Below are 21423 nucleotides of genomic sequence, written 5' to 3' on the forward strand. Positions count from 1 at the left end.
TTCCCTTAGTCTGCAACACGGTATGAACACTCCGGGTTGCTCAGGAGTGTTACATGTCCTTCGATTCGCTGGGCCTTGCGCCCGCGTTGCTGCGTGCGCTTGCCGATTACGGTTACACCCAGCCCACCCCCATCCAGGCCGCCGCGATCCCCGCCGCGCTGGAGGGCCACGACCTGCTCGCCGCCGCCCAGACCGGCACCGGCAAGACCGCCGCGTTCGCGCTGCCGCTGCTGCAGAAGCTCTCGACCAGCGGCCAGACCCTGACCCGCCGCCCGCGCGCGCTGGTGCTCACTCCGACCCGCGAGCTGGCCGCCCAGGTGCACGAGAACCTGCGCGACTACAGCAAGCACATCCAGGTCAGCGCCACCACCATCTTCGGCGGCGTCGGCATGGGCCCGCAGATCAACGCGCTGCGCCGCGGCGTCGACATCGTCATCGCCACCCCCGGCCGGCTGCTGGACCACATGCAGCAGCGCACGCTGGACCTGTCCGCGGTGGAGACGCTGGTGCTGGACGAGGCCGACCGCATGCTCGACATGGGCTTCCTGCCGGCGCTGAAGCGGATCCTCGCCGCGCTGCCGAAGAAGCGCCAGACCCTGCTGTTCTCGGCCACCTTCGCCCCGGCGATCAAGGCGCTGGCGCTGGACTTCATGCACAACCCGCGCGAGATCTCGGTCTCGGCGCCGAACACCGTCACCACCCTGGTCAGCCACCAGGTGCACCCGGTAGACGCTTCGCGCAAGCGCGACCTGCTGCTGCACGTGCTGTCGCAGGACAGCCGCCGCCAGACCCTGGTGTTCAGCCGCACCAAGCACGGCGCCGACAAGCTGGTCACCTTCCTCAACGCCTCCGGCCTGCGCGCGGCCGCGATCCACGGCAACAAGAGCCAGAACGCGCGCACCCGCGCATTGAGCGATTTCAAATCCGGCCGCATCACCGTGCTGGTGGCCACCGACATCGCCGCCCGCGGCATCGACATCGAGCAGTTGCCGATCGTGATCAACTTCGACCTGCCGTCGGTGGCCGAAGACTACGTGCACCGGATCGGCCGCACCGGCCGCGCCGGCATGGAAGGTTTCGCGCTGTCCCTGGTCAGCCATGACGAAAGCGGCCTGCTGCACGACATCCGCAAGCTGCTGAAGCAGGACATCGCGATCACGCCGGTAGCCGGCTACGAGCCGTCCGCCCCGCTGCGGCTGGATGCCGGCGCGCCGCGGCCGAAACAGGGCGGTGGCGGCCAGCGTCAGCCATCGCGTGCGCCGCGCCAGGGCAAGACCGCCGGCGCGGCACGGCCGAACGGCTACGCGCCGCAGGGCCGCGGCGAGCATGCCGCCGGCAACCAGCGCCGCCGCACGAACCGCCGCCCGGCCGCCAAGGCCTGATCCGGCCTGCGCGCCCCGACTGCAGGAGCGCACCCTGCGCGCGATAGCTCTGATGCCGGTCAGGGCCAAGAGCTATCGCGCACAGGATGCGCTCCTACAACAGGCCCAATGCTGCCGCGTGATGGCGCAGGTGGTCGTCGATGAAGCTGGCGATGAACCAGTAGCTGTGGTCATAGCCGGCATGCCGGCGCAGCAGCAGCGGCTGCCCCGCCTCGGCGCAGGCCTGGTCGAACAGCTCGGGTTTCAGCTGTGCTTCGAGGAACGGGTCGGCCTCGCCCTGGTCGATCAGGATGCTGCCGCCGAAAGTCTGCAACCGCACCAGCTCGCAGGCGTCGTAGCCGGCCCATGCCGCCGGATCGTCGCCGAGATAGCGCGGCAGCGCCTTCCTGCCCCATGGCACCTGGCTGGGCGCCACGATCGGCGCGAACGCCGATACCGAGCGGTAGCGCGCGGGATGCTTCAGCGCGATGGTCAGGGCGCCGTGCCCGCCCATCGAGTGGCCGCAGATGCCGCTGCGCGCCGTGTCCACCGGGAACCGCGCAGCGATCAGCGCGGGCAGTTCGTCCGCCACGTAGCTGTGCATGCGGAAATGCGCCGACCACGGCGCCGCGGTGGCGTCGACGTAGAAACCCGCGCCCTCGCCGAACTCCCAGTCGCCGGTGGCGCCATCGATACCGGTGCCGCGCGGGCTGGTGTCGGGCATCACCAGCACCAGGCCCAGCTCGGCGGCCAGCCGCTGCGCGCCGGCCTTGATCGTGGCCGTTTCCTCGGTGCAGGTGAGCCCCGCCAGGTAGTACAGCACCGGGCATCTGCCCCGCGCCGCCTGCGGCGGCTGGTACACGGCGAAGCGCATCGGCCCCGCGCAACTCGTCGACGCGTGCCGGTAGAAGCCTTGCACGCCGCCGAAACAGGCCTGCTCGGAGAGAATCTCGATGCCGTCCATCACCACCTGCCCGGGCAAATGCCAATGCCGATCATAAACCGTCCGCCCGGACGCGCCGGTGCAATGCGACGTTCAGCGCTCCTGGTCGGTTGGCCGCATCAGGATCTCGTTGATGTTGACGTGCGGCGGACGCGTCACGCAGAACGCGATCGCCTCGGCCACGTCGCGCGATTGCAGCTGGCGCATGCCGTCGGCCCAGGCGTTGAGCGCATCCCTGGTGGCGGCATGGCCGATGTGGTCGCGCAGTTCGGTCTGCACCACGCCCGGCTCGATCACGCTGACGCGGATGCCGTGCCGGTACACCTCGCGCCGCAGCGCCTCGGAGAACGCCACGACGCCGAACTTGGTCGCCGAATAGGCGGCCGCATTGGGGTTGGCGATGCGCCCGGCGGTGGAGGAGATGTTGACGACGTGGCCGTCGCCGCGCGCCGTCATGCCCGCCAGCGCCGCCTGGGTCGAGGCGATCAGGCTGAGCACGTTCAGCTCCAGCATCTGCCGCCAGCGGCCGAGGTCGGCCTCGGCCACCGGCTCCAGGTACATCACGCCGGCGTTGTTGACGAGGACGTCCAGACGTCCAAAGTGCGCCTCGGTCTCGCGCACCACGCGCTGCGCCTGCGTCTCGTCGAGCAGGTCGGCCTCCAGCACCAGCGGTTCGGCGCCGAGCCCGGCGAGCTGCACGGCGAGCTTATCCAGGCGGTCGCGCCGACGGGCCGTCACCGCCACGCGGGCGCCTTCCTCGGCCAGCGCGATCGCGGTCGCCTCGCCGATTCCCGAGGACGCGCCCGTCACCAGCGCGACCTTCCCCTCCAGACGCTTCGCCATGCCTGAATCTCCTGTGCCTTGAACGCATTACGACGCGGGCCGGGTGCCCGCGGACTGCTACAATAACCCCCATTCTCCCGCACGCCGTCCGGCGTGCCACCCCGAGGTTCCCCCGATGTCATCCCCGTCTCCCGACTCCGCCCCGGCTGCCGCCGGCTTCACCGCGCTCGGGCTGGATCCGAATGTCCTGCGCGCACTGGCCGACGTGGGCTACGAGTCGCCCTCGCCGATCCAGGCCGCCACCATCCCGCCGCTGATGGAAGGACGCGACGTGCTCGGCCAGGCGCAGACCGGCACCGGCAAGACCGCCGCGTTCGCGCTGCCGATCCTTTCGCGGCTGGATCTCAAGCCCGGCAAGCCGCAGGCGCTGGTGCTGGCGCCCACGCGCGAGCTGGCGATCCAGGTGGCCGAGGCGTTCCAGCGCTACGCCACCTACCTGCCCGGCCTGCAGGTGCTGCCGATCTACGGCGGCCAGAGCTACGGCCCGCAGCTGCACTCGCTCAAGCGCGGCGTGCACGTCGTGGTCGGCACGCCGGGCCGCGTGATCGACCACCTGGACAAGCGCACGCTGGATCTGTCCGAGCTGAAGTACCTGGTGCTCGACGAAGCCGACGAGATGCTGCGCATGGGCTTCATCGACGACGTCGAGAAGGTGCTGCAGGCGACCCCGCCCGGGCGCCAGGTCGCGCTGTTCTCGGCCACCATGCCCGCGCCGATCCGCAAGATCGCGCAGCGGCACCTGAAGGAGCCGGTCGAGGTCACCATCAAGTCCTCCACCACCACCGCGGCGAACATCCACCAGCGCTACTGGTTCGTCAGCGGCATGCACAAGCTCGACGCGATGACGCGCATCCTCGAGGCCGAGCCGTTCGACGCGATGATCATCTTCGCGCGCACCAAGCAGGCCACCGAGGAACTCGCCGGGAAGCTGCAGGCGCGCGGCCTGGCCGCCGCGGCGATCAACGGCGACATCGCCCAGCCGCAGCGCGAGCGGGTGATCCAGCAGCTGAAGGACGGCAAGCTCGACATCCTGGTCGCCACCGACGTGGCCGCGCGCGGCCTCGACGTGGAGCGGATCAGCCACGTGCTGAACTACGACATCCCCTACGACACGGAGAGCTACGTGCACCGCATCGGCCGTACCGGCCGCGCGGGACGCAGCGGCGAGGCGATCCTGTTCGTCAGCCCGCGCGAGCGCGGCATGCTGCACGCGATCGAGCGCGCCACGCGGCAGCCGATCGAGCAGATGCAGCTGCCATCGGTCGAGGTGGTCAACGACGTGCGCATCGGCAAGTTCAAGCAGCGCATCAGCGACATGCTGGCGCAGGGCGACCTGGGCCAGTTCCAGCAGCTGATCGAGCAGTACGAGCAGGAGCACAACGTGCCGGCGGTCGAAATCGCCGCCGCGCTGGCGCGCATCGCTCAGGGCGACCAGCCGCTGCTGCTGGCGCCGCCGCCGAAGCGCGAGAAGCACGAAGCGGCCACACGCGAACACAAGCCGCGCGAACGCGATGGCGCCAGCCGCGCGCCGCGCGAACACAAGCCCCACGCGCACGAGAATGCGCCGCCGCGCGAGGGTGCCCACCGCCCGGTGCGCGCGCACGCCACCGAGCAGGGCAAGCGTACCTACCGCATCGAGGTCGGCCACGAGCACGGCGTGAAGCCGGGCAACATCATCGGCGCGATCGCCAACGAGGCCGGCCTGGACAGCCAGTTCATCGGCCGCCTCAGCATCCGCGACCACTACAGCCTGATCGACCTGCCCGACGGCATGCCGAAGGAAGTGTTCGAACACCTGAAAAAGGTGTGGGTGGTGCAGCAGCAGTTGCGCATCCACGAGTGGGACGGCAACGATACCGGCACCAGTGCACCGCCGGCGCACAAGCCGGGCGGTTTCAAGAAGCCCGGCGGTTTCAAGCCGCGGCCCGGTGGTGCCAAGCCGCCGCGGCGCAAGTAGCGACAGCGCGACAGGCAGCGACGACACGGCAGCGGCCGGGTCGCCGCCAACGGGCCACCACCCGGCCCAACCGTCGGACCTCGTCCAGGTCGCGCCATCAAGCCGCGGCTCGATTGGCTTGTGCCCGTTGTCGTGCAACGCTTGCAGGCGAGGAAGCCACGGGCGTTCGTCGCACGCAACGCTGCGTTCCTCGCGGCGATGGCTGCAAACGGCCGGTGCCGCCCCATCATGGTGAGATGGAATTCCACGGAACGTCGCCCATGAGCACCCTGCCCAGCCTGTACGTCTCGCACGGCTCGCCGATGACCGCGCTGCAACCCGGCCTCACCGGCCAGCGGCTGGCCGAGCTGGCCGCTGCGCTGCCACGTCCCAAGGCGATCGTGATAGCCAGTGCGCACTGGCTGTCGCGCCGGCCACAGGTGGGCGCCGCGGCACAGCCGGAAACCATCCACGACTTCGGCGGCTTTCCCGCGCCGCTGTATCAGCTGCACTACCCCGCGCCGGGTGCGCCGGAACTCGCCGAACGCGTCGCCCACTTGCTGGACCAGGCCAACTTGGCGCCGGCCATCGACTCCGAACACGGTCTCGACCACGGCGCGTGGGTGCCGCTGCGCCTGCTGTATCCGCAAGCCGACATTCAGGTGGTGCCGATCTCGATCCAGCCCGAACTCGGCCCCGCGCACCAGTACGCACTGGGCCGGGCGCTGGCGCCATTGCGCGACGAAGGCGTGCTGGTGATCGGCTCGGGCAGCATCACCCACAACCTGCACGACTTCGCTTCCGGCTACAGCGACCAGCGGCAGGCGCCGTACGTGAAGCCGTTCATCGACTGGATCGAGCACAAGCTCGCCGCCGGCGACATCGACGCCTTGCTCGACTACCGCCGCCAGGCACCGTTCGCCGAACGCGCGCACCCAACCGACGAACACCTGCTGCCGCTGTTCGTGGCGCTCGGCGCCGCCGGCACGGACGCCCGTGCGCAGCGGATCGACGCCGGCATCGACATGGGCTTCCTGGCGATGGACATCTACCGCTTCGATTGAAGCCGGAAGGAGCGCCGCTCAGGCGCTCTGCGGCAGCGGCGGCTCGCCGGCATCGAACGGGTCGAGCCAGTCCTCCGGGGTCAGTACAGGCAAGCCATGCGCGAGGCGCGCCTTGTCGCACTGCGGGCTGTCCGCGCCGAACTCCCACGACGGCTGCACCTCGCGGCATACCGACGGCCGCTGCGGGTAGATGCCGCAGTGCGCGGCCTCGCCCACCGTGCCGTGCAAGGCCACGCAGCGCGGCTGCGCGGCGTTGGTGCCGCGCATCGCCAGGCGGTGCGGATCAAGCTTCTCGGTCAACTCCGGCGGCACCTTGCCACCGAGAAAGGCTTCCGCTTCCGACCAGTGAAACGCCACGCGAAAGAACGCGCAGCAGGCACCGCAACGCAGGCAGGGATGTTCCATCGAACCCATCAAGAGCGCCCCGAGGCGCGCAGGAGGCGAATTCTAGAGCAGCGGGCGTTCGGTGCGCAGCAGGGAAGCAAGCGCTACCCCTCCCTGCCCTCCCCTGCCGAGCAGGGGAGGAGATTCCGAAAGCCGACAACCGCTGCGCGGCTGCCGGCCTGGTTACTCATGGCTCGCCGGCGAAGGTATTGCACTGGGCGATGTCGCCGTCCTCGAAGCCGGCCTTGAACCATTTCACCCGCTGCGCCGAGGTGCCGTGGGTGAACGTGTCCGGGCGCACGCGGCCCTGCGCCTGCTGCTGCAGGGCGTCGTCGCCGATGTGGCTGGCGGCGTTGAGCGCCGATTCGATGTCGCCCGGCTGCAGCCAGTTCAGGTCCTTCTGGCTGTGGTTGGCCCACACGCCGGCATAGCAATCCGCCTGCAGTTCCTGCCGCACCGACAGGCCATCGGCACCGTCCATCGGCGCGCCGCGGCGGCGCGCCTCGTCGACCTTGTCGAACACGCCGGTCAGCTTCTGCACGTGATGGCCGACCTCGTGGGCGATCACGTAGGCGCGGGCGAAATCGCCGGAGGAGTGCAGCTCGTCCTGCAACTGCTGGAAGAACGCCAGGTCCAGGTACACCTTCTGGTCGCCCGGGCAGTAGAACGGGCCCACTGCCGTGGTGGCGCCGCCGCAGGCCGTGTTCACGCCGCCGCCGAACAGGTGCAGCTTGGGCTCCACATAGGTCGCCCCGTGCGCCTGGAAGATCTCGCCCCAGGCCTGTTCGGTCGAATGCAGGACCGCGCTGACGAAGGCCTGCTGCTGGGGATCGACCTGGATGGGCTGCCCGGTCTGCGTGGGGGCGCCCGGCTGGGTACCGCCCTGGTCCAGCAGCGCCAGCGGGTTCTTGAAGAAGATCCAGCCCAGCAGCGCCAGTATGACCAATCCGCCCAGGCCCATGCGGCCGCCACCGCCGAAACGCGGGCCGCCGCCGTCACCGCTGTCGATCTCGACGTTGTTGCTGCTGCCGCCTTTTTGCCAATCCATCAGGAACCCCTCGTTGACTGGTGTATGCGCCCCGGCGCTGCACGGCGACGATAACGCGTCGGCCACGGCGGCGCCACGCACTGGCCGCGGTTAAAGTAGGCATCCACCCACGAGGACTCCCGCATGACCCACCTGCCCGCCCTGGTCGCCCTGCTCACCGTGCTGCTGCTGTTCGCCGTCATGTGGGTCGTCGGCCACGCCCGCGGCAAGCACGGGATCAAGGCGCCGGCCACCAGCGGCCATCCCACGTTCGAGCGCGCATACCGGGTGCAAATGAACACCATGGAAAGCGCGGTGATGTTCCTGCCCACGCTGTGGCTGGCGGCGAACTACGGCTTCAGCGGCTGGGCCGGCGTGGCCGGTCTGGTCTGGATCGTCGGCCGCGTGTGGTACGCGCTGGCCTACCTGAAGGATCCCGCCAGGCGTGGCCCCGGCTACCTGGTCGGCATGCTCGGCTGGGCCGTGCTGCTGGTCATGGCCTGCCTCGGCGTGGGCCGGGCGATGCTCGCCGGCTGAATGTCAGCCCAGCAGGCCGGGCGCGATCGCCGCCAGCGTCCACACGCGGTGCGGCACCGCCATCGGCTCGGTGGCGTGGTGGGCGGCCAGCAGGTCAGCCAGTTCGGCATCGAAGCGCTGCGCCCTCGTCTCGTCCAGCGTGGCGCCAATGCCGGCGCTGGCGCGGATGCGGCCGCGCCAGTCGGCGTGGCTGTACGACACGTCCAGGTCGAACGACCAGGTGCGCAGGTCGGTGAAGCCGGCCTCGGCCACGTCCTTCAGCCAGGCCGGGTACAGGCCGCTGCCGCTGTGCATCGTCCACCCGGGGTTGCAGGCGAGGATCAGCCGTTCGGTGTCCTGCACCAGGTTGCCGTTCAGCGGCACCCAGTCGAAATGCGCGATCAGCAGCCGCCCGCCCGGCCGCAGCCACGTGCGCGCCAGTGCCGCGCTGCGCGGACGATCGAACCAGTGCCAGCACTGGCCGGCGGTGATCACGTCGAACGAGGCCGGCGCGAAGTCGGCGTTCTCGACCCGCGCACGCACCTGCTTCACCACGACGCCGGCGGCGCGATCCAGCTCGGCGGCCTGCGCCAGCAGCGGCGCGGAGTGGTCCAGCCCGGTGACCTCGCAGCCACGCAGGGCCAGCCCGCGGGCGACGCTGCCGGTGCCGGTGCCCAGATCCAGCACCGCATCGCCCTTGCGCACGCTGCCGTCGGCGAGCAGGCGCTCGAAGAAGGCTTCCGGGAAGCCGGCGCGATGGCGTGTGTAGTCGCCGGCGGTCCTGCCGAAGTCGGTAGCCATCGACGTCTCTCCCCTGTGGGCATCCGTGCCACCGGATGTTACCGGGATGGCCCGGCGCCGCAAGCGGCACCGGCACCCCTGCCGAAGGCCCGATTGCGCCCGCAACCGGGGAGGCACTAGCTTGGTACTCCGCATGCCAGCCTTCCGCACCGACCTCTCGCCCCTGTCCGCTCCCGGCCTGTGGGCTGCCACGCTGGCGATCGCCGGCTACTTCGCGCTGCAGTTCGTCGTCGGCAACCTGTTCGCGCTGGCGCTCGGGCCGCTGCTGGTCGGGACGCACGCCGCCGCAGGGCAGCAGGCGGTGCTGGCCATGCTCACGCTGGGCGTCGCCGTGCCGCTGACGCTATGGCTGGTGCATCGCCGCTGGGCGCCGCTGTGGTCGCAGGCCGGGCCGCCGGGCTTCGGTTTCACCGCGCCGCGCCGGCGGCTGTACTTCGTGGCAGCGTTGGCCACCGGGCTGGCCGCGCCGATCCTGGGCGGATTCGTCACGGAATGGCTGGCGCACGGCCACCGGGCGACCCAGGACATCCAGCAGCTCGGCAGCGCCACCCCGTTCGGCTTGCGCATCCCGCTGGTGCTGGTGGTGGTATGCGTGGGGCCGCTGGTGGAGGAGCTGCTGTTCCGCGGCGTGCTGCTGTCGGCCCTGATGCGGCGCTGGCCGGTCGGCTGGGCGGTGGCCGGCAGCTCGCTGCTGTTCGCGCTGGTCCACCTGCCGGGGCTGGCATACCAGTGGTACGCGCTGCCGAACCTGCTTCTGCTGGCGCTCCTGCTGGCCGGGTTGCGGCTGCGTTCGGGCTCGATCTGGCCGGCGGTGCTGGCGCATGGCGTCAACAACCTGCTGGCCGCCGGCGCCTGGTTCGCGGCGATCAATCCGCCAGGCTGATCCCGCCACGGCGCAGCAGCCGCGCGGTCTCGAACAGCGGCAACCCCATCACTCCCGAATAGCTGCCGTCGAGGTGTTCGACCATCGCCGCGCCGCGGCCCTGGATCGCATACGCGCCGGCCTTGCCGAACGGCTCGCCGGTGGCGACATAGGCGGCGATGGCCGGCTCGTCCAGGGTGGCGAAGCGCACCTGCGACACGCAGACCTCGCACTGCTCGCCGCTGGCGCCGACCAGCCACACCGCCGAGATCACCGCATGCGTGCGGCCCGACAGCCGGCGCAGCATCGCGGTCGCATCGGCGCCATCGCGCGGCTTGCCGAACACCTCGTCGTCCAGCACCACCTCGGTGTCCGCACCGAGCACCAGCGCGCCGCCCGCGTGCGCCAACGCGGCCAGGCCGGCTTTCGCCTTGTCGCGCGCCACCCGGCTCACGTAGTCCCGCGGCGATTCGCCTGGCCCACGCTGCTCGGGCACGTCGACGTCGAGCACGGCGAAGTCCATGCCGAGCTGTTCCAGCAACTGGCGCCGGCGCGGCGATTGCGAGGCGAGATGAAGCACCGGCGTCACAGCGTCAGGCTGTATTCGCAGAACTGGCGGTCACGCTGCCAACCCAGCGATTCGTACAGCGCCTGCGCCGGCGCGTTGTCCAGCGCGGTGGACAGCGACAGGCTGGCCGCGCCCAAGGCATGTGCATGCTCCGCCGCCGCCTTCAGCAGCGCAGACGCCACGCCCTGCCGTCGCGCCGTCGCGGCCACGAACAAATCGTTGAGCAGCCAGGTGCGCACGGTGCGCACCGAGGAGAACAGCGGGTACAGCTGGGTGAAGCCGAGCCCCGCGCCGTGCTCGTCCAGCGCCAGCAGGACCAGCGACTCGTGGTGGCGGAAGCGCTCCGCCAGGAAATCGCGCGCCCGCGCCGGGTCCGCCGGCTGGCCGTAGAACTGGCGGTAGCCGTCGAACAGCGGCGCCAGCGTGTCGAGGTCGAGGATCGTGGCTTGCCGGATATGGAAGGACATGGCGGGTGGGTTCCGTGGAATTCAGGCACGATGGTAAGGGTGGCCGGCCACGATCGTGGTGGCGCGATACAACTGCTCGGCCAGCACCAGCCGTACCAGCATGTGCGGCAGGGTCAGCGGGCCCAGCGACCAGCGCTGGTCGGCGCGCGCCAGCACCTCGGGCGCGTGGCCGTCCGGCCCGCCGATCAGGAAGGCCAGGTCGCGCCCGGCCATGCGCCACCTCGCCAGCTGTTCGGCCAGCTCTTCGCTGGACCAGGTTCTGCCGCGACCATCGAGCGCGACGACGTGGATGTCGTGCGGCAACGCCGCGAGGATCGCGGCGCCCTCGTCCTGGATCGCCCGCGCATCGTCGCGGCCCTTGCCGCGATTGCCGGGCTTCAGCTCGACCAGTTCCAGCGGCAATTCGTGCGACAGCCGCTTGCGGTATTCGGCAAAGCCTTCCGCCACCCAGCCGGGCATGCGTTCACCGACCGCGATCAGGCGCGCGCGCATGCCGGGGGTTCGGCTCAGCCGGCTTGCGCAGCGTCGATTTCGTGCCCGTGGTCACCCACCGTCCACAGCCGCTCCAGACCATAGAACTCGCGGATGCGCGGCAGCATCACGTGGACGATCACGTCGCCCAGGTCGACCAGCACCCATTCGCCTTCCGTCTCGCCTTCCACGCCCAGCGGCATCACGCCCGCCTTCTTGGCGAACTTGCCCACTTCGTCGGCGATGGATTTGACGTGGCGCGCCGAAGTGCCGGAGGCAATGACCAGCAGGTCGGCGATGGAGGTCTTGCCACGGACGTCGATCTCGCGCACGTCCTTGGCCTTCAGTTCTTCGAGCGCGTCGATGACCGACTTGCGCAGGGTGGCCGTGGTGACGGCCTTGTTGCTACGGGCTGTGCTCAAGAGGATGGGCCTCGATGCGGGATCGCAGCGCAATATGGCGCGGGCGCAGTATAACCGCCCCGCCGCAACGGCACGTCAAGGTGCCGGCCGGCCCGAGGCGCGGCCGCTCAGTGCGCCAGCGAGCGCCTGGCCACGCGGTATTCGTGCATCAGCCGCGCCACCAGTTCGGCGGCCGGCTGCGGGCGCACCAGGCCGGCGGCCTGGCCGCACCATTCGGACAGCAGGTCGCCCCGGCCGGCCTCGGCGGCAGCACGCCGCAGCGGCGCGGTGAGCGCGTTCAGCACCGGATACGGCAGGCCCGCGGCCGCCTGCGGCATCGCCTCGACGAAGCGGTTGCGCAGGCCGCGGGCGGCGCGCCCGGAGAAGCCGCGGATGGTGGTGACCTGGTGTTCCCCGGCCCGCGGCAAGTCCCGCTTCCACGCCTCGGCGGCCGAGCACTCCGGGCAGCCGAGGAAGGCGGTGCCGAGCTGGCTGGCCGCCGCGCCGAGCGCCTCCGCCGCCAGCATGCCGCGGCCGTCCATGATGCCGCCGGCGGCGATCACCGGCACCTCTCTTGCGTACCCGGCCATCGCCCGCACGGTCAGCGGGAGCAAGGCGAACAGGCCGATCATCGCGTCCTCGGCCTCGTGCAGGAAGGTGCCGCGATGGCCGCCGGCCTCGGCACCCTGCATGGACACCGCATCGGCGCCGGCGTCGGCCCAGGCGCGCGCCTCGGCCACCGTGGTGGCGGTGCCGATCACGTAGATGCCGCGCCGGTGCAGTTCGCGCAACTGCGCCGGCGCGATCACCCCGAACGCGAACATCGCCGCCGCCGGGCGCGCCTCGCACAGCGCGGCGAACTGCTCGGAGAAACGCGGCGCCCAGCGCGGCGGCAGGCTGGTGCGCACGTCGAGGCCTTCGCGCGCCATCAGCGCATCGAGCTGCTCGCGCGCCTTCGCCACTGCCGCCATGTCGGCCTCGAATTCGTCCGGCAGCACGAACAGGCCGATCGCGTACGGCCGGTCGCCGAGCGCACGGATCTGCGCCGCCTGCTCGAGGATCGCCGCCGGCTCCAGGTAGCCGGCGCCGAGCGAACCCAGGGCACCGGCGTTCGACACGGCGGCCACCAGCGCCGGCGACGTCGAACCGGACATCGGTGCCTGGATCAGCGGATGCTCGATGCCGAGCCGGCTGGCGAACGAGGTGTCCATGCGTGGCGACCTGCGGCGGAAATGGGCCAAGTATCCGCCACCGCCGAGCGCGGCAGAAGCCACCGGCAGCTCCGCCCGCCGGCGGCGGTCATTCAGCCGCCGGACTTCATCGCCTCGCCTTTCATGGCATCGCCCTTCACCGCGCCGTGTTTCATGGCGTCATGTTTCACGGCGTCCTTCTTCATCGCCTCATGCTTCATGGCATCGTGCTTCATGCCGTCGTGCTCCATGGGCGTTTGCCGCATGGCGTCGTGCGCCATCGCCGTGCTGGAGCTGGCAGCCATGGTGTCCTGCGCGAACGCGGATGCAGTGGCGAGGCCGCAAACCATGGCGGCGGCGAGCAGGGTGGCAAGTCGTGCGTTCATCGGAAGATCCTCGAGAGAAGGAAAGGGAAACGGCCACGCCGCCCCCTCGCTTCCTTCGCCGCCCGCCGGCCGGCGGTTACCCGGCGCGGCACGGAGCCTGTGAAAAATTCACGGTGCCTCAGCCGCCCTGCCCGGCCACGATGTTCACCGTGATCGCGATGATGAACACGTTGAAGAAGAACGAGATCACGCTGTGCAGCAGCACCACGCGGCGCAGGTACTTGCTGGTGATCTGCACGTCGGAGACCTGGAAGGTCATGCCGATCACGATCGAGAAGTAGGCGAAATCCCAGTAGTCGGGCCGGGGCGTATCGGGAAATTCCAGGCCGGCATGCTTGCCGCCGAGATCGCCGTAGTAGCCGTGCGCGTAGTGCAGCGCGAACATCATGTTGAGGAACAGCCAGCTCAAGACCACGCTGAGCACGCCGACCGCCAGCGCCAGCATGCCGCCGCCCTTGGCCGCGTGCAGCTCGTTGCCCAGTGAGGCCAACACCACTGCGGACAACAGCACGCCGCCCCACAGCACGCCCCAGCGCCCGATATCCAGCATCTGCGCCCGGCTGCGCATGTGGTCCGGCGTAGCCCGGTTGAACAGGCGTGCCAGGCTGCCCAGGTAGACCACCGTAGCCAGGTCGAAGCCGAGCAGCAACGCCGTGGTCGGGCGCATGCCGAAGCCCGACAACACCACGATGCTGGCGACAAGGATGGCCAGCGCCGCGATCATCCATGGCCGGCCCTTCACGAAACGCCACGGCCGCCAACCACGCGGCTTCGCGGTGCCCGGCGTCGCCCCAGCCGAGGATTTGTCCATGCGTATCTCCACGTCAGGGGCTCAGCCGAGCAGGTCGTGATATTCCGGGTGCCGCGGCATCCACGCCGCCACGTACGAACAGGCCGGCACCACCTTCCAGCCCTCGGCGCGGGCCGCCGTCAACGCCGCCTCCACCAGGGCCGAGGCGATGCCGCGGCCGCCCACTTCGGGCGGCACGCCGGTATGGACGATCGTCATCACGCCGGACGCCAGCGTGTAGTCGAGTACGCAGGGCACGCCATCCACCTCGGTGTGGAAACGGCGGGCGTTGCGGTCGTGCTGGATGGCAAAGGGCATGCGGGCTCCGGATCGAAAGGCAATGGACAAGCATACGGCCCGGACGGGCGATTGCGCGTGAAGCCGCGGTGCCGGTTCGTTCGCGCAGGCTGCATGGACCTCCCGGCATGCTGGGCGCCTGTCCACCACCGCGCAGGAGAATCCCATGAAGAAATCCGCATCCGCCCACTGGTCCGGCAGCATCACCGAAGGCCAGGGCACGATGTCGTCCCAGTCCGGCGTGCTGCGCGAGGCGCCTTACGGTTTCAAGTCGCGCTTCGCGGACGGCCCGGGCACCAATCCGGAAGAGCTGATCGGCGCGGCGCACGCCGGCTGCTACTCGATGGCGCTGTCGCTGGGGCTGGGCAGCGCCGGCTTCACTCCCGCCAGCATCGACACCGAGGCGGTGGTGACCCTGCTCAAGGACGGCGACGGCTTCAGCATCACCGCGGTGGAACTGACCTGCCGGGCCAGCGTGCCGCGCATCGATGCGGCCACGTTCGACCGCATCGCGCAGGCGACCAAGCTGGCCTGCCCGGTGTCCAAGGTGCTGAAGGCCACGATCACGCTGGACGCGCGGCTGGAAGGCTGACCCGCGCGGCAACTCAGGCGGCGACCTCCACGGTACGGGACAACGCCGCCGCGGCTTCGTCCCGGCGCCGCTGGCGCACCGCCTGCGCCAGATGCTGCAGCACCTGCACCGAGCTGTTCCAGTCGATGCAGCCGTCGGTAATGCTCTGGCCGTAGTGCAGCGGCTGGCCGGGCTGCAATTCCTGGCGGCCGCCGAGCAGGTGGCTTTCCACCATCACGCCGAGGATGCGCCGCTCGCCGGCGGCGATGCGCGCGGCGATGTCCTCGACCACCCGCGGCTGGTTCTCCGGGTTCTTGCCGCTGTTGGCGTGGCTGGCGTCGATCATCACCCGTGCGGCCAGGCCGGCCTTGCCGATCGCGGCGCAGGCCGCGTCGACACCGGCCGCGTCGTAGTTCGGCGCCTTGCCACCGCGCAGGATCACGTGGCAGTCGCCGTTGCCGCTGGTGGCGGCGATCGCGGCCTGGCCATCCTTGGTCACCGCCATGAAATGGTGCGGCTGCGACGCGGCCTGCACCGCATCCACCGCGATCTTCACATTGCCGTCGGTGCCGTTCTTGAAGCCTACCGGACAGGACAGTCCCGAAGCCAGCTCGCGATGCACCTGGCTCTCGGTGGTGCGCGCGCCGATCGCGCCCCACGCCACCAGGTCGGCGATGTACTGCGGCGTGATCATGTCGAGGAACTCGCAACCGGCCGGCACGCCCAGCGTGTTGATGTCGCGCAGCAGGCCGCGGGCGATGCGCAGGCCCTTGTCGATGCGGAAGCTGCCGTCCAGGTCGGGGTCGTTGATCAGCCCCTTCCAGCCCACCGTGGTGCGCGGCTTCTCGAAGTACACCCGCATCACGATCTCCAGCGCGTCGCCCAGCTCGCGGCGCAGCGGCAGCAGCCGGCCGGCGTATTCCAGCGCGGCGCGGGTGTCGTGGATCGAGCAGGGCCCGATCACCACCGCGAGACGGTCGTCGCTGCCGGCGAGGATGCCGTGCAGCGCCTGGCGCGAGGCGTCCACGGTGGCCATCGCGGCGTCGGTGGCGGCGCAATCGCGCATGACCTCGGCCGGCGTGCTGAGGCGGGTGATGGCGCGGATGCGCAGGTCGTCGGTGGTGTGCATGGCGGCTCTCCTGGAGATTTTTCAGGTGGCGGCCATAAAAAAACCGCCAGTGGTGGCGGTTCGGTGTGGTTGTGTCGATCAGATCAAAACGATCGCGCCCGCGCCGCCGCCGTTGGCTTCGGATAGCCGTAAAACCAGAAATACAGGCGGGCGGTGGCGGAGGACATGTCGCCATAGATAACACAATGGACGTCCAAATCAAACTCCCGGCCGAGCGGACGCTAGACTGGCGGCATGCTCTCGCCTTTCGACCTGCTGACCCGGCCCGCCCGCGAACCGATCCGCCGCTGGGTGCTCAAGGCCTTCCCGCGCCCCGACACCGGCAGCCTCGACTACGACCAGCCGCACGGCGATCCCGGCTTGTTCGGGCCGCACAGCGCGACCTGGCGCGTGCACGCGGATTTCCCCGGCATGCTGGCCGGCGGCCTCGCCGCGCTGACCCTGCAGACCCTGCACCCGCTGGCGCTGGCCGGGGTGTGGGACCACTCCGATTTTCGCGGCGACCTGCTCGGCCGGCTGCGCCGCACCACCGCGTTCGTGGGCGGCACCACCTATGCGCCGCGCGCGCAGGCCGAGGCGCTGATCGAGCGCGTGCGGCGGATCCACCTGCAGATCACCGGGCATGGCGAGGACGGGCGCCCCTACGCGGCGAATGATCCCGACCTGCTGACCTGGGTGCACGTCAGCGAGGCGTACTGCTTCCTGCAGGGCTACCGCCGCTACGGCCACGTGGCGCTGCCGGCCGGCGCCGCCGACCGCTACTACGACGAGGTGCGGCGGATCGCCGAGGCGCTGGGCGCGCGCGAGGTGCCTTCGTCCGAACGCGAGGTGGCCGGCTACTTTCGCCGCATCCGGCCCGAGCTGGCGTACACCGAGCGCTCGCGCGTGGTGCTCGGCCTGCTCGGACAGGTACGCCTGCCGGTGCCAGCGGCCGGACTGTCGCGCGACCTGTTCCTGTTCGCCGGCCACGCCCTGCTGCCGGACTGGGCGCTCGCGATGCTGCGCCACACGCCATGGCAGCGGCGCCAGGCGCAACTGGCGGCGCATGCGCTGTGGTCGATCGCACCGGTGTTCCATGCCGCCCTGAAGGACGGCATCGCCAGCCGCGCCTGCCGGCGCATGGACATGGCGCCGGAGCAGTTGCGGCGCTGGGCGCAGCTCCGCGCCGTCGATCGGCATTGACAGCATCACCCTATCGGCTAACGTCGTCTCGACACCTCAGCCAGGGGCGCCTGTGGCAACACTCATTCCGACCCGCAACAGCTGCCTGCCGCGGATGACCGGCGGCGAGAAACGCGTCTCCGAACGGCTGGAGCAGAAGCTCGAGGACGACTACCTGCTGTGGTACGACGTGCCGGTCGGGCTGAAGCAGCGCCATCCGGACTTCGTGGTGTTCCACCCGCGCCGCGGGCTGCTGGTGCTGGAGGTGAAGGACTGGAAGGCCGACACCATCCGCCATGCCGACAGCACCCAGTTCACCCTGGTCACCGAGCGCGGCCTGGTCAAGGAATACAACCCGCTGCTGCAGGCGCGCTCGTACGCGCTGGAAATCGGCGTGGTGCTGGAACGCGATCCGGCGCTGCGCCAGCCGCAAGGCTCCCGCCACGCCGGCAAGCTGATCATGCCGTGGGCCTGGGGCGTGGTGCTGGCCAACATCACCCGCCGGCAGTTCGTCGACGGCGGGCTCGACGCGGTGATCCCGGAACACCTGGTGATCTGCCGCGACGAGCTGTACGAGACGGTCGACGCCGAGGCGTTCCAAGAGCGGCTGTGGGCAATGTTCCCGCAGGTGTTCCCGGTGACGCTGACCCTGCCGCAGATCGACCGCGTGCGCTGGCACCTGTTTCCCGAGCTGCGCGTCGAGCCCGGCAGCGGCCAGTTCGGCCTGTTCGGCCCCACCGACGCGGCGGTGCGCCCGCTGGAGATTCCCGACCTGGTCAAGGTGATGGACTCGCAGCAGGAGCAGCTGGCGCGTTCGCTCGGCGACGAGCACCGGATCATCCACGGCGTCGCCGGCTCCGGCAAGACGATGATCCTCGGCTTCCGCGCGATGCAGCTCGCGCGTGAACTCGCCAAGCCCATCCTGGTGCTCTGCTACAACAAGACGCTGGCCGCGCGGCTCGAACAGCTGATCGGCGAGCGCGGCCTGAGCGAGAAGGTGCAGGTCTACAACTTCCACAAGTGGTGCCGCAAGATGCTGGTGGCCTACCACGTGCCGCTGCCGCCCGGCAGCGGCAAGGCGTTCGTCGATGCGTTGCCGCCGGCAGTGATCGCCGGCGTGGACCGGGGCCAGATCCCGCGCTTCCAGTACGGCGCCGTGCTGATCGACGAAGGCCACGACTTCGAGCCGGACTGGTACCGGCTGATCGTGCAGATGATCGACCCGGCCACCAACTCGCTGCTGGTGCTGTACGACGACGCGCAGAACATCTACGGCAACGCCGATCGCCGCAAGATCAGCTGGAAGAGCCTGGGCGTGCAGGCGCAGGGCCGCACCACCATCCTCAAGCTCAACTACCGCAACACGCTGGAGATCCTCTCGGTGGCGCGCGGCTTCGCCCACGAGCTGCTCGAATCGCGCGGCGACGATGACGACGGCGTGCCGCTGATCGCACCGCAAAGCGCCGGCCGCCGCGGCCCGGTGCCCGAACTCGTGCGCACCGATACCGCCGGCGCGCAGCTCGACGTGCTGATCGCGCGGCTGCGCGACGAACACGCCGGCGGCCGCGCGTATTCGGACATGGCCGTGCTGTTCCGCAACCAGTGGGAAGGCGAGAAGCTGCACGAGGCCTTGCAGCGCATCGGCATCCCCAGCCGGCTCGCCGACAACAGCGGCAAGCACACCCTGTTCGCGGTCGAGGACAGCGTGAAGCTGGTCACCATGCACTCGAGCAAGGGCCTGGAATTTCCGTTCGTGATCATCCCCGGCCTCGGTTCGCTGCCCAAGGAAGGCCAGCGCGAGGCCGACGAGGCACGCCTGCTCTATGTCGCGATGACCCGCGCCACCGAGCACCTGCTGCTGATCCACCATGACGACTCGGTGTTCAGCAAGCGCACCCGCGATTCGATCAACGAGGTGCAGGCGCAGCTGGCCGGCGCCTGACCCCGGTTTTATGCGGCCGGGGTACGGTACGGCGCCAGCTGCGCGGGATCGTCGAACAATCCCGCCGGCAGCAGGTAGCGCGGATCGCGCCCGGCGGCGAGCAGTTCGCGGATGCGCGTGGCGGAGATTTCCAGCGGCGTCACCGCCAGCTCGATGACCTTGCCCGCCGGCAGTGCACGCAACGCGGAAGCATCGGCGATGCGCCGGCCGGCCACTTCGCGCTCCAGCTCGTCCGGCAGCACCGCGGAAATCCCCGGCCGGCTCAGCACGCCGAGATGCGCCGCCCCGAACAGCTCGCGCCAGCGATGCCACGTGGCGAGGCCGGCAAACGCATCGGCGCCGAGCAGCAGCACCAGCGGGCGTTCGCCCTGCTCCGCGCGCAGCTCGTGCAAGGTATCGATGGTGAACGACGGGCCGTCGCGATCCAGCTCGCGCGTGTCGAGCGCGAGCCGCGACTGGCCGCGCAACGCGGCGCGCAGGATCGCCACCCGCTGCGCCGCCGTGGCGATCGGCGGCACGCGGTGCGGCGGCACGCTGGCCGGCAGCAGGCGCACTTCGGCGTCGAGCAGTTCGGCGGCTTCCCACGCCACGCTGAGGTGGCCCAGGTGCACCGGGTCGAAGGTGCCGCCGAAAAGGGCGAGCGGTCTGGTGGGTGTCTGCGGCAAGAGCCCTACCCCTTCCCGGCCCTCCCCCGCAGGCAGGGGAGGGAACATGTCACGAACCCTTCTCGCCAGACAGGGCGGTGGAATGTCATGCCAGCGCCCTGGCGGCGCGCGGTTCGGCGATCGCGGCGATCAGCCGTTCGGCCTCCTGCCACGGATCGCCCTGTTCGCGGCCCTTGACCATGCGGTCGATCCGCGAGGCGCGGGCCAGGCATTGCAGCCAATGCTCGCGCGGCGCGCGGCGCAGGGCCTGGCGGAACAGGGTTTCGCGGGCCTGCCACAGGTGTTCGGCGCGGAACTGCGCGGCGAGGTCCGCGGCATTGGCCAGGCGCAGCGCCAGTTGCAGCTGGTTGACCAGCCAGCCCATCAGCGCCAGCAGTTCGTCGCCTTCGGCGCGCAGCCCGGCCAGGATGCGCAAGGCGCGCGCACCGTCGCCGACGAAGGCGGCGTCGGTGAGCTTGAACACATCGTAGCGGGCGCTGTCGGCGACCAGGTCTTCCATCGCGGCGGCGTCGACGCGGCCCTGCCCGTGCAGCACGGCGAGCTTGTCGACTTCCTGCGCGGCGGCGAGCAGGTTGCCTTCGACGCGCTCGGCCAGCAGCGCCACCGCATCGGGCGTGGCGGACAGGCCGCGCGAGCCGAGCCGCGCGGTGAGCCACGCCCCCCACTGGTCCGGCCGCGGCGCGTTGAACACCACCATCGCGCCGCCGGCATCGAGCTTCCTGCTCCAGGCGCCGTCGTGCTTGTTGCTCCACTCCATCGCGGTGACCAGCAAGGTGACGTCCGGCGGCGGGTCGTCGCAGAACGCGCCGATCGCCTTGGCGCCGTCGATGCCGGGACGGCCGGTGGGCAGGCGCAGGTCGATCAGCCGGCGGCTGGCGAACAGCGACATGCCGGCGGCCGCGCGGGCCAGGTCGTTCCAGTCGAAATGCTGGCCCACTTCGAGCACCTCGCGCTCGCCGTAGCCCAGCTTGCGCGCCTGCGCGCGCAGGGCATCGGCCGCCTCCAGCACCAGCAGCTGCTCGCCGGCGAGCAGGTAGACCGGCTGCAGGCGGTCGGCCGCCAGCGCCTTCTGCCATTGGCCGGGGTTGAGCGGCATCAGTGCGCGCTGGCGGCGCTGGCCGGCGCCACCAACCCGTGCCTGGTGGCGGCCTGCAGGCGGAACAGGATCGCCTGCACCATGTCGTCGTTGAGGCTGCGCTGGATCTCCTGCACCTGCGCCGCGTTGCCGACGCTGTTGCTGGCGTCGTAGCTGTATTCGCGCGACATGTCGATGCGCTGGTGCGGCACCAGTACCTGCCCGTCGGGGCCGAGCACGTCGAACTGCACCTGGTAGCGCACCGCGTATTCGCTGATCCGCACGTAACCGCCGGCGCTCAGCGTCTCGGTGCTGAAGGCCGCCACCGGCACGCGCAGTTCGGCGATGCCGGTACCGCCGGCATCCTCGATGGTGCTGCCGGAGGTTTCCAGCGCGCGGGCCAGGTGGCGCTCGAACTCGCCGCCGCCGCTGACGCTGAGGTGCACGCGCTGCATCCCCGCGGGCAGCACCGCGTTCTCGCGCAGGTGGAAGCCGCACGCACCCAGCGCAAGCGCGGCGGCCAGCAGCAACGGGGCTTGGAACAGGCGGCGCGCTTTCATGAAGCTCATGGAT

The 21423-nt window shown here is 70.4% G+C and carries 25 protein-coding genes; 8 read left to right on the forward strand and 17 right to left on the reverse strand.

Annotation, left to right across the window (positions count from 1 at the left end; all coding sequences use genetic code 11):
* The first annotated feature begins 53 nt into the window (after nucleotides 1-53).
* Nucleotides 54-1382, forward strand: coding sequence for a DEAD/DEAH box helicase (locus AC3WRN_RS11660; RefSeq protein WP_492623082.1), 1329 nt, complete (start codon nucleotides 54-56; stop codon nucleotides 1380-1382).
* 94 nt (nucleotides 1383-1476) lie between these two features.
* Here the strand turns inward: AC3WRN_RS11660 and fghA are convergent, their stop codons facing one another.
* Both fghA and AC3WRN_RS11670 read right to left on the reverse strand, forming a co-directional pair.
* Nucleotides 1477-2325: an S-formylglutathione hydrolase gene (fghA, locus tag AC3WRN_RS11665; RefSeq protein WP_492623083.1), complete on the reverse strand. Its 849-nt coding sequence runs from the start codon at nucleotides 2323-2325 to the stop codon at nucleotides 1477-1479.
* 72 nt (nucleotides 2326-2397) lie between these two features.
* A complete protein-coding gene (locus AC3WRN_RS11670; protein WP_068090687.1) occupies nucleotides 2398-3147 on the reverse strand; it encodes an SDR family NAD(P)-dependent oxidoreductase in 750 nt (249 codons plus the stop codon).
* A 115-nt stretch (nucleotides 3148-3262) separates the two neighbouring features.
* Here AC3WRN_RS11670 and AC3WRN_RS11675 point away from each other — a divergent pair, with 115 nt between their 5' ends.
* Both AC3WRN_RS11675 and AC3WRN_RS11680 read left to right on the forward strand, forming a co-directional pair.
* Nucleotides 3263-5104 (forward strand): DEAD/DEAH box helicase, encoded by a 1842-nt coding sequence (locus AC3WRN_RS11675; RefSeq protein WP_492623084.1) that lies wholly within the window; start codon nucleotides 3263-3265, stop codon nucleotides 5102-5104.
* 260 nt (nucleotides 5105-5364) lie between these two features.
* Nucleotides 5365-6147 carry a dioxygenase family protein gene (locus tag AC3WRN_RS11680; protein ID WP_492623085.1) on the forward strand — a complete coding sequence of 261 codons (783 nt, stop codon included), beginning with the start codon at nucleotides 5365-5367 and terminating at the stop codon, nucleotides 6145-6147.
* Between the two features lie 18 nt (nucleotides 6148-6165).
* On the opposite strand, the gene AC3WRN_RS11685 is transcribed toward AC3WRN_RS11680, so the two are convergent.
* Together AC3WRN_RS11685 and ypfJ are read right to left on the reverse strand one after the other, a co-directional pair.
* Nucleotides 6166-6552, reverse strand: a complete 387-nt coding sequence (locus tag AC3WRN_RS11685; protein ID WP_492623086.1) for a YkgJ family cysteine cluster protein — start codon at nucleotides 6550-6552, stop codon at nucleotides 6166-6168.
* Nucleotides 6553-6718: 166 nt separating this feature from the next.
* Nucleotides 6719-7579 carry a KPN_02809 family neutral zinc metallopeptidase gene (gene ypfJ, locus AC3WRN_RS11690; RefSeq protein ID WP_068090692.1) on the reverse strand — a complete coding sequence of 287 codons (861 nt, stop codon included), beginning with the start codon at nucleotides 7577-7579 and terminating at the stop codon, nucleotides 6719-6721.
* Nucleotides 7580-7702: 123 nt separating this feature from the next.
* On the opposite strand from ypfJ, the gene AC3WRN_RS11695 reads away from it, so the two are divergent.
* Nucleotides 7703-8095, forward strand: a complete 393-nt coding sequence (locus AC3WRN_RS11695) for an MAPEG family protein (RefSeq protein ID WP_492623087.1) — start codon at nucleotides 7703-7705, stop codon at nucleotides 8093-8095.
* Between the two features lie 3 nt (nucleotides 8096-8098).
* Here the strand turns inward: AC3WRN_RS11695 and AC3WRN_RS11700 are convergent, their stop codons facing one another.
* Nucleotides 8099-8875, reverse strand: coding sequence for a class I SAM-dependent methyltransferase (locus AC3WRN_RS11700; protein ID WP_492623088.1), 777 nt, complete (start codon nucleotides 8873-8875; stop codon nucleotides 8099-8101).
* 133 nt (nucleotides 8876-9008) lie between these two features.
* On the opposite strand from AC3WRN_RS11700, the gene AC3WRN_RS11705 reads away from it, so the two are divergent.
* The gene (locus AC3WRN_RS11705) at nucleotides 9009-9758 is read left to right on the forward strand and encodes a CPBP family intramembrane glutamic endopeptidase (protein WP_492623089.1); all 750 of its coding nucleotides are present in this window, start codon (nucleotides 9009-9011) and stop codon (nucleotides 9756-9758) included.
* Here AC3WRN_RS11705 and AC3WRN_RS11710 read toward each other — a convergent pair.
* From AC3WRN_RS11710 to AC3WRN_RS11745, 8 genes are all read right to left on the reverse strand, one after another.
* Nucleotides 9742-10317, reverse strand: coding sequence for a Maf family protein (locus tag AC3WRN_RS11710; protein WP_492623090.1), 576 nt, complete (start codon nucleotides 10315-10317; stop codon nucleotides 9742-9744). The genes AC3WRN_RS11705 and AC3WRN_RS11710 overlap by 17 nt on opposite strands.
* A gap of 5 nt (nucleotides 10318-10322) precedes the next feature.
* Nucleotides 10323-10772 carry a GNAT family N-acetyltransferase gene (locus tag AC3WRN_RS11715; RefSeq protein ID WP_068090701.1) on the reverse strand — a complete coding sequence of 150 codons (450 nt, stop codon included), beginning with the start codon at nucleotides 10770-10772 and terminating at the stop codon, nucleotides 10323-10325.
* Between the two features lie 21 nt (nucleotides 10773-10793).
* Entirely contained in the window at nucleotides 10794-11264 is a 471-nt protein-coding gene (gene rlmH / locus AC3WRN_RS11720) for a 23S rRNA (pseudouridine(1915)-N(3))-methyltransferase RlmH (protein WP_068090702.1), read from the reverse strand.
* A 14-nt stretch (nucleotides 11265-11278) separates the two neighbouring features.
* A complete protein-coding gene (rsfS, locus tag AC3WRN_RS11725) occupies nucleotides 11279-11665 on the reverse strand; it encodes a ribosome silencing factor (RefSeq protein WP_082823587.1) in 387 nt (128 codons plus the stop codon).
* Between the two features lie 107 nt (nucleotides 11666-11772).
* Nucleotides 11773-12855: an NAD(P)H-dependent flavin oxidoreductase gene (locus AC3WRN_RS11730; protein WP_492623091.1), complete on the reverse strand. Its 1083-nt coding sequence runs from the start codon at nucleotides 12853-12855 to the stop codon at nucleotides 11773-11775.
* Between the two features lie 92 nt (nucleotides 12856-12947).
* Entirely contained in the window at nucleotides 12948-13220 is a 273-nt protein-coding gene (locus AC3WRN_RS11735; protein ID WP_068090708.1) for a pentapeptide MXKDX repeat protein, read from the reverse strand.
* A 118-nt stretch (nucleotides 13221-13338) separates the two neighbouring features.
* Nucleotides 13339-14031 carry a DUF1345 domain-containing protein gene (locus AC3WRN_RS11740; protein ID WP_492623092.1) on the reverse strand — a complete coding sequence of 231 codons (693 nt, stop codon included), beginning with the start codon at nucleotides 14029-14031 and terminating at the stop codon, nucleotides 13339-13341.
* Between the two features lie 21 nt (nucleotides 14032-14052).
* Nucleotides 14053-14328 (reverse strand): GNAT family N-acetyltransferase, encoded by a 276-nt coding sequence (locus AC3WRN_RS11745; RefSeq protein WP_068090715.1) that lies wholly within the window; start codon nucleotides 14326-14328, stop codon nucleotides 14053-14055.
* Nucleotides 14329-14473: 145 nt separating this feature from the next.
* Between AC3WRN_RS11745 and AC3WRN_RS11750 the strand changes: the two genes are divergently transcribed.
* Nucleotides 14474-14899 carry an OsmC family protein gene (locus AC3WRN_RS11750; protein ID WP_492623093.1) on the forward strand — a complete coding sequence of 142 codons (426 nt, stop codon included), beginning with the start codon at nucleotides 14474-14476 and terminating at the stop codon, nucleotides 14897-14899.
* A 13-nt stretch (nucleotides 14900-14912) separates the two neighbouring features.
* Here AC3WRN_RS11750 and AC3WRN_RS11755 read toward each other — a convergent pair whose 3' ends face one another.
* Nucleotides 14913-16007: a 3-deoxy-7-phosphoheptulonate synthase gene (locus AC3WRN_RS11755; protein WP_492623094.1), complete on the reverse strand. Its 1095-nt coding sequence runs from the start codon at nucleotides 16005-16007 to the stop codon at nucleotides 14913-14915.
* Between the two features lie 234 nt (nucleotides 16008-16241).
* Here AC3WRN_RS11755 and AC3WRN_RS11760 point away from each other — a divergent pair, with 234 nt between their 5' ends.
* Together AC3WRN_RS11760 and AC3WRN_RS11765 are read left to right on the forward strand one after the other, a co-directional pair.
* Entirely contained in the window at nucleotides 16242-17189 is a 948-nt protein-coding gene (locus AC3WRN_RS11760; protein ID WP_068090724.1) for an oxygenase MpaB family protein, read from the forward strand.
* Nucleotides 17190-17241: 52 nt separating this feature from the next.
* A complete protein-coding gene (locus tag AC3WRN_RS11765) occupies nucleotides 17242-19110 on the forward strand; it encodes a 3'-5' exonuclease (protein ID WP_492623095.1) in 1869 nt (622 codons plus the stop codon).
* Nucleotides 19111-19118: 8 nt separating this feature from the next.
* Here the strand turns inward: AC3WRN_RS11765 and nadD are convergent, their stop codons facing one another.
* The 3 genes from nadD to AC3WRN_RS11780 all read right to left on the reverse strand — a co-directional run bounded on the left by nadD (nucleotide 19119) and on the right by AC3WRN_RS11780 (nucleotide 21419).
* On the reverse strand, nucleotides 19119-19775 hold the full coding sequence (gene nadD / locus AC3WRN_RS11770) for a nicotinate-nucleotide adenylyltransferase (RefSeq protein WP_492623096.1): 657 nt from the start codon (nucleotides 19773-19775) through the stop codon (nucleotides 19119-19121).
* An 85-nt stretch (nucleotides 19776-19860) separates the two neighbouring features.
* On the reverse strand, nucleotides 19861-20871 hold the full coding sequence (holA, locus tag AC3WRN_RS11775) for a DNA polymerase III subunit delta (RefSeq protein ID WP_492623097.1): 1011 nt from the start codon (nucleotides 20869-20871) through the stop codon (nucleotides 19861-19863).
* A complete protein-coding gene (locus AC3WRN_RS11780; RefSeq protein ID WP_492623098.1) occupies nucleotides 20871-21419 on the reverse strand; it encodes an LPS-assembly lipoprotein LptE in 549 nt (182 codons plus the stop codon). The genes holA and AC3WRN_RS11780 overlap by 1 nt, the downstream gene beginning before the upstream one ends.
* Nucleotides 21420-21423 lie beyond the last annotated feature (4 nt).

Source organism: Rhodanobacter sp. FW101-FHT13A11, assembly GCF_058790335.1.

Bases quoted from the DNA above. Each gene is read 5' to 3' on its own strand.
- AC3WRN_RS11715 (WP_068090701.1), bottom strand. From the start codon at position 10,772: ATGTCCTTCCATATCCGGCAAGCCACGATCCTCGACCTCGACACGCTG.
- rlmH (WP_068090702.1), bottom strand. From the start codon at position 11,264: ATGCGCGCGCGCCTGATCGCGGTCGGTGAACGCATGCCCGGCTGGGTG.
- AC3WRN_RS11705 (WP_492623089.1), top strand. From the start codon at position 9,009: ATGCCAGCCTTCCGCACCGACCTCTCGCCCCTGTCCGCTCCCGGCCTG.
- AC3WRN_RS11755 (WP_492623094.1), bottom strand. From the start codon at position 16,007: ATGCACACCACCGACGACCTGCGCATCCGCGCCATCACCCGCCTCAGC.
- AC3WRN_RS11750 (WP_492623093.1), top strand. From the start codon at position 14,474: ATGAAGAAATCCGCATCCGCCCACTGGTCCGGCAGCATCACCGAAGGC.
- AC3WRN_RS11700 (WP_492623088.1), bottom strand. From the start codon at position 8,875: ATGGCTACCGACTTCGGCAGGACCGCCGGCGACTACACACGCCATCGC.
- fghA (WP_492623083.1), bottom strand. From the start codon at position 2,325: ATGGACGGCATCGAGATTCTCTCCGAGCAGGCCTGTTTCGGCGGCGTG.
- AC3WRN_RS11760 (WP_068090724.1), top strand. From the start codon at position 16,242: ATGCTCTCGCCTTTCGACCTGCTGACCCGGCCCGCCCGCGAACCGATC.
- AC3WRN_RS11675 (WP_492623084.1), top strand. From the start codon at position 3,263: ATGTCATCCCCGTCTCCCGACTCCGCCCCGGCTGCCGCCGGCTTCACC.
- AC3WRN_RS11740 (WP_492623092.1), bottom strand. From the start codon at position 14,031: ATGGACAAATCCTCGGCTGGGGCGACGCCGGGCACCGCGAAGCCGCGT.
- AC3WRN_RS11745 (WP_068090715.1), bottom strand. From the start codon at position 14,328: ATGCCCTTTGCCATCCAGCACGACCGCAACGCCCGCCGTTTCCACACC.
- AC3WRN_RS11685 (WP_492623086.1), bottom strand. From the start codon at position 6,552: ATGGAACATCCCTGCCTGCGTTGCGGTGCCTGCTGCGCGTTCTTTCGC.
- AC3WRN_RS11670 (WP_068090687.1), bottom strand. From the start codon at position 3,147: ATGGCGAAGCGTCTGGAGGGGAAGGTCGCGCTGGTGACGGGCGCGTCC.
- AC3WRN_RS11660 (WP_492623082.1), top strand. From the start codon at position 54: ATGTCCTTCGATTCGCTGGGCCTTGCGCCCGCGTTGCTGCGTGCGCTT.
- AC3WRN_RS11730 (WP_492623091.1), bottom strand. From the start codon at position 12,855: ATGGACACCTCGTTCGCCAGCCGGCTCGGCATCGAGCATCCGCTGATC.
- ypfJ (WP_068090692.1), bottom strand. From the start codon at position 7,579: ATGGATTGGCAAAAAGGCGGCAGCAGCAACAACGTCGAGATCGACAGC.
- AC3WRN_RS11695 (WP_492623087.1), top strand. From the start codon at position 7,703: ATGACCCACCTGCCCGCCCTGGTCGCCCTGCTCACCGTGCTGCTGCTG.
- AC3WRN_RS11735 (WP_068090708.1), bottom strand. From the start codon at position 13,220: ATGAACGCACGACTTGCCACCCTGCTCGCCGCCGCCATGGTTTGCGGC.
- AC3WRN_RS11780 (WP_492623098.1), bottom strand. From the start codon at position 21,419: ATGAGCTTCATGAAAGCGCGCCGCCTGTTCCAAGCCCCGTTGCTGCTG.
- holA (WP_492623097.1), bottom strand. From the start codon at position 20,871: ATGCCGCTCAACCCCGGCCAATGGCAGAAGGCGCTGGCGGCCGACCGC.
- AC3WRN_RS11680 (WP_492623085.1), top strand. From the start codon at position 5,365: ATGAGCACCCTGCCCAGCCTGTACGTCTCGCACGGCTCGCCGATGACC.